Genomic DNA, 1208 nt, shown 5'->3' with positions numbered 1-1208 from the left:
TGGGGGTAGCCGGGACGCGGTGGCGTGCCGACTGCGGCTGGGCGGCGGGGTGACGTTGGAGCTGACCACCCTCCCGAGCGCCGCGTGGTTGGCCAGCGTGCACGAGGCGTTGGGCTGATGCATCCGGGGAGCCGGATCGGCGCGGTGTACTTGTATCGGCCGGCGATTGACTTTCGGAAGTCGATCGACGGCTTATCGGCGGTGGTCGAGCGGGAGTTGGGGTTGAATCCGTTCGGCGCTGGGCTGTACGTGTTCATCAACCGGCGGCGGGACAAGCTGAAAGCGTTGTACTGGCACCGCAACGGGTTTTGCCTATGGTACAAGCGGCTGGAAGCGGAGCGGTTTGCCTGGCCGGTGGTGGGCGCCGCGACGGGCCCGGTGGAGATCAGCCTGCAGGAACTGGAATGGCTGCTGGAGGGTTTCGATCTGTGGGCCCATCGCCCGCATAAAACATTGCAATACCAGTCGGTTACCTAAGCGCTTGGGGTATAATAGCGGCATGTCAGGTGCCGCTGTTCCCCTCGTTGCCGAACCCCTCCAAGGGGTCTTGCCGGAGCCCCTCCCGGATGATCCGGCAGCGCTGAAAGCGCTGTTGCAGGTCCAGCAAGCCGCGTTTCTGCGACAGCTGCAGGTCGAACGTGCGGCGGCAGAACAGGCCTTCGGGGCGCAGCGCGCCGCCGACCAAAAAGCCTTCAATGCCCGCCTGCTCGAACTGTACGAGCAGATTCGCTTAGCCCGCCAGCGCCAGTTCGGCCGGCGCAGTGAAGCCCATCCGGGACAACTGGGATTGTTCGACGAGGCTGAAGCCGAGTGCGCCGCCGCGCCCGAGGCCAGCGATATGGTCGAGTTACCGGCGCCCCGGCCGCGACAACCAGCGCTCCCCCGGCGCCGCGGCAAGCGCCAGCCCCTGCCGGCCGAACTGCCGCGCGTCGACGTCATCCACGACATCCCCGCGGCCGAACGGACCTGCGCCTGCGGGACGCCGCTGGTGGAGATCGGTGAAGAGGTCAGTGAACAACTGGATATCATCCCGCTGCAGGTCCGGGTGCTGCGCCATATTCGTAAGCGTTACGGCTGTCCCCAGCGGCACACCGCCCCGGTGACGGCGCCGGCACCGCCGCAGGTCTTGCCGAAGAGCAACGCCAGCAACGACCTCTTGGCCCTGTTGCTCACCACCAAATACGTTGATGGCCTGCCGTTGGCGCGGT

2 protein-coding genes are annotated in these 1208 nt (G+C 66.4%); both read left to right on the top strand.

Annotated features, from left to right (window positions below):
* The first annotated feature begins 117 nt into the window (after nucleotides 1-117).
* Nucleotides 118-477 carry an IS66 family insertion sequence element accessory protein TnpB gene (gene tnpB / locus ACW73L_RS22125; protein WP_498924703.1) on the top strand — a complete coding sequence of 120 codons (360 nt, stop codon included), beginning with the start codon at nucleotides 118-120 and terminating at the stop codon, nucleotides 475-477.
* Nucleotides 478-499: 22 nt separating this feature from the next.
* The coding region (locus ACW73L_RS22120; RefSeq protein WP_498924702.1) for a transposase domain-containing protein at nucleotides 500-1208 on the top strand (709 nt) is incomplete at its 3' end.

The sequence above is a fragment of the Methylolobus aquaticus genome, assembly GCF_054172105.1.
This window is presented reverse-complemented; position numbering and strand designations above follow the sequence as displayed.

Excerpts from the sequence above, each read along its gene's own strand:
- tnpB (WP_498924703.1), top strand. The coding sequence starts at position 118 with ATGCATCCGGGGAGCCGGATCGGCGCGGTGTACTTGTATCGGCCGGCG.